The organism is Mesorhizobium sp. M7D.F.Ca.US.004.01.2.1 (assembly GCF_003997785.1).
Taxonomy (GTDB): domain Bacteria; phylum Pseudomonadota; class Alphaproteobacteria; order Rhizobiales; family Rhizobiaceae; genus Mesorhizobium; species Mesorhizobium loti.
The window spans coordinates 1-3,977 of sequence record NZ_RZRQ01000435.1; the positions used below are offsets into that span (position 1 = coordinate 1).

The 3,977-nt window shown below is 59.7% G+C and carries 3 protein-coding genes and 1 pseudogene; 1 reads left to right on the plus strand and 3 read right to left on the minus strand.

The features are described from left to right. Window positions 1-525: 525 nt before the first annotated feature. The 3 genes and pseudogenes from pmtA to panB all read right to left on the minus strand — a co-directional run. Window positions 526-1,122, minus strand: a complete 597-nt coding sequence (pmtA, locus tag EN993_RS32375) for a phospholipid N-methyltransferase PmtA (RefSeq protein WP_127265837.1) — start codon at window positions 1,120-1,122, stop codon at window positions 526-528. A gap of 76 nt (window positions 1,123-1,198) precedes the next feature. Further along, window positions 1,199-2,089: a pantoate--beta-alanine ligase gene (gene panC / locus EN993_RS32380; protein WP_127265839.1), complete on the minus strand. Its 891-nt coding sequence runs from the start codon at window positions 2,087-2,089 to the stop codon at window positions 1,199-1,201. Between the two features lie 31 nt (window positions 2,090-2,120). After that, window positions 2,121-2,934: pseudogene (gene panB / locus EN993_RS32385) on the minus strand (3-methyl-2-oxobutanoate hydroxymethyltransferase); the annotation flags it as partial. Window positions 2,935-3,116: 182 nt separating this feature from the next. Here panB and EN993_RS32390 point away from each other — a divergent pair. Next, window positions 3,117-3,977, plus strand: an 861-nt coding sequence (locus EN993_RS32390; RefSeq protein WP_127265836.1) for a hypothetical protein, incomplete at its 3' end; no start/stop codon positions are given.

Sequence of the window (3,977 nt, forward strand, 5' to 3'; positions counted from 1 at the left end):
GCGTGGGCCGGCGCACTCAGCGAGTTGAAGGGTGGCGCGGTACTGATGGAATCCGAGGGCGTCTATTGCATGCCGCATAAGTGAGTGCACCGAGAGGGGACGCGAGCTAGCGAAGGCCGATATAGTCTAACTTGGGACACCGGTGGAAGAAGAGTCCGTAGTCGACCGCCGAGTTTTAATCAGACGGTGAGATGCGGCCATCCAACATCTATCTGTCGATCTGAGACTTAAAGTAGGATTGACTGTTAGAAGCTGATCGTATCTCTATCGATGATAATCGGAAAGACTTGGATAAAGTGCTGCCAATACGTTGAAATGTGAAGAAATGTTAACCTACACTTGTGAAAGTCGCATAATCTATCTTATGGAACTTGAGAGTTATATTGCAGTCCATTGCTGCAATTCTTGGAGCCGGCGTCCAGACGAAACTCCAGTTGTAGGCGCTCGCACTCGTTCGGCCTATTCGACAAGGGCATGCAATATCACAAAGGCAGCAAGCGTTGCAGAAGAGCGTTCGAGTCGCAGTCAGACTGCTCGTCGGTAAGTCCAGAGCTGTGCGGGCGGTATGTTGCGGACGACGAAATCATAGTGAGACACGAGGTAGCGGTCGGGCATTCTGACAACCGGCGACAAAGGTCCGTAGGTGATTTGAATCATCGGTCTGCCAGCGGGAATGCGGGCCAGCAAATCCTCAAGCAGGCCAACACGCTGTTCCATTGGAAAGCTCAAGAGCGGCACCGCGCTTATGACGCAATCGAATTGTTCCCCGCGCCGTTCGGCCAGCACTTCGCCCAGTGCAAACGCATCGCCCAATCGAAAATCCACGCCTGGAAAGCGTCGCGTGAGACGATGATAGAAATCTTTGGAATACTCGACCGAAATCAGTTGATGCGGCTTGATGCCCCTTTCGAGGATGGCCTTGGTGATGACGCCGGTTCCGGCGCCAAGTTCAAGAACCGGCATTCCCGAGGCCGGGTTAATGACGCTTGCCATACGACGCGCGGCGTGCACGGACGTTGGCATGAGCGCGCCCACACGTTTCTTATCCTTTTGCCAGCCCTTGAAGAATTGTACTTCTTCTTCAAACTTCCTGCCAAGGCGCTCCTTTGATCGAAAAACCATATCCACTCTCTGCTCCGGCCATTTGTCGGGGTCATTTTCATGAGGCACCTGGGTACAACCCTTGCGACATTTTCAATCATGCGGCATTGGCTGCCGCGAGCAGCTCGCCTTTGCGCTGCCCGGGCAGAACGCCGACGTTATCGATAAGCCGCGTACCGCCGAGCCAAGCAGTGGCAATCAGGCGTGCAGGCCGGTCTGCGGCCGTGAGCGGCGACAGGTCGTCGTCAGCCCTCAGTTCGAGATACTCGACTTCGTCGTAACCGGCGGCGAGGATCGCTTGCCTTGCCTCGGCCAGTACAAGCTGTACTGGCGCTCTCGCTGACAGCTGCGCGGCCGAGGCGGACAGGACTTCGGGGAGCTTAGGCGCTGCCAGGCGCTGTTCGGCCGAGAGCCCTACATTGCGCGACGACATCGCCAGGCCGTCAGCTTCACGCACCGTCGGACAGGCGACAATCTCGATCGGAATGTCGAGATCGCGCACGAGCCGGCGAACGACGTGCAGTTGCTGGAAATCCTTCTCGCCAAAGAAGGCGAGATCAGCGCGCGTCTGGAGAAAGAGCTTGGCGACGACGGTTGCCACCCCGTCGAAATGGCCGGGACGGAACGCCCCGCACAGCCCCTTGCTCACCCCGCTCACCGATACCGTGGTGGCGAAGCCTTCCGGATATACGTCCGCCGCATTCGGCGCGTAGAGCAGATGAGCGCCGAGAGGAGCGAGCTTGGCGGCATCGTCATGCTCGGTGCGCGGGTAGGCCGCGAGATCGTTAGAGTTGTTGAACTGTTTTGGGTTGACAAACAGCGTCACGATAACTCGGTCGGCCTTGGCGAGTGCGGCACGTACCAGGCTCAGATGGCCTTCATGCAAGGCACCCATGGTTGGCACGACAGCGACTTTCAAGGCATTCTGACGCCATGCCGCGACAGCAGTGCGCAACTCGGCGACGGTTCGTGCGATTGGAACGCTCATGCTGCTTCTCCACCATTGACCGTCTTGTCGCATCGGCGAAGACATGCTCGTCCGCTGGAAAGCTGCGGTTCGCGCACTTCCTGAGCGTAAGCCGCGATCGCCGCCTCGGCGATCTCACCGAGTTCGGCATATCGCTTGACGAATTTGGGCCGGAAGTCGCCGAATATGCCCAACATGTCGTCGACGACGAGGATCTGCCCGTCACAGGCCGCCGAGGCGCCGATACCGATGGTCGGGATCGCTACCTCTCCGGTGATGCGGCGCGCGAGCGCCTCGGGGACCTTCTCCAGCACCACCGCGAAGGCACCGGCCTCGGCCACCGCGAGGGCATCGCTGCGGATGCGCTCCGCATCCTCCTCGCCCCTGCCCTGCACGCGATAGCCGCCGAAGGTATTGACCACCTGCGGCGTCAAGCCGACATGTCCCATGACCGGCACGCCGCGCCCAGCGAGAAAGCGGATCGTCTCGGCCATTGCGTCGCCGCCTTCGAGCTTGACTCCCGCGCAGCCGGTCTCGGCCATAAGCCTTGCCGCGTTGCGAAAGGCCTGCTCAGGACCTTCCTCGTAGGAGCCGAACGGCATGTCGACGACCATCAGGGCCTGCTCCAGGCCACGGCGCACGGCCTGAGCGTGCATCACCATCATCTCCAGCGTTACGCCCAGCGTCGACGGCATGCCGTGGAGCACCATGCCGACGCTGTCGCCGACCAGAACAATGTCACATTGCCGATCAACGAGCTTTGCGATCGGCGTGGTATACGCCGTCAAGCAGACGAGCGGCGTTCTACCTTTCCGCAAACGAATATCCGGCGGTGTGATCGCCTTGGTCTCAGCAACCGCACTCAACGAAGACTCCTTCCCCTACGTTACCAACCGTGGGTGTCGCGTTTGGCATACTTTTGTGCAGGTGCGAAGAGCTAAATTGCCTCCGGGTGTGATGTTGACGCACCGATGGTTATTGTGGAAAACCAAACTAAATCGGTTCAGCCGCTTCCGCAGCGGAGTTGCGCCCAACCAGTTCAGGGATCATGGTCGATCAGGCGGCGAAGGGAACCAGGAAAGGTAGAGCTGGAGGTAAGGCGAACGACGACGTCAAAGCGGACTTGATCGCTGTCGTCGTCGCCGTGAACAACAGCCACCCTTGCGTACTCACCATAGCGCAGGCAAACGCATTGCCGTCGGGCCCTTTTGAGCTGGCTCACCGTTCGCTTCAGTCGGGCCTCAGGGGATGGGTGGAGCAACAGACCGGCCAGCCGCTTGGCTACATCGAACAGCTCTACACCTTCGCCGATCGCGACCGGATCGGCGCCGAGGAGCGTGTAATCTCGATCAGCTACCTCGCGCTCACGCGAGAAGAAGAGGCACGCGCCTCGGCCAAGCGCTGCTGGGCAAGCTGGTACGACTATTTTCCATGGGAGGATCATCGCTCCGGCACGCCCACGGTAGTGGTGGAACATCTGCGGCCGCGCCTGAGGGAATGGGCGGATGGCGCTGACGACCCCGCCACGCGGTTCGATCGCCGGCGCCGTGCGGCGGTCGCCTTCGGCTTTGACGACCGATCATGGAATGAAGAATTCGCGCTGCAGCGCTACGAACTTCTCTACGAGGCAGCGCTGGTGGAGGAAGCCATACGCGGCGGACATTCAGCCGCACCCACTGCGGTTCCAGGCAAATCCATGATCGCCGACCACCGCCGCATCCTGGCAACGGCTATGACGCGGTTGCGCTCCAAAATCAAATACCCGCCCGTCGTGTTCGAACTGATGCCGCCCCTATTTACACTCTTGCAGCTGCAGCGAACCGTGGAAGCACTCTCCGGCAGGCTGATCAACAAACCAAACTTTCGCCGGCTCATAGAACAGCAGGAACTGGTTGAGAAGACCGGGAAG

What these genes read in the sequence shown, in the direction of transcription:
- panC (WP_127265839.1), bottom strand. Translation starts at nt 2,089, where the DNA reads ATGAGCGTTCCAATCGCACGAACCGTCGCCGAGTTGCGCACTGCTGTC.
- pmtA (WP_127265837.1), bottom strand. Translation starts at nt 1,122, where the DNA reads ATGGTTTTTCGATCAAAGGAGCGCCTTGGCAGGAAGTTTGAAGAAGAA.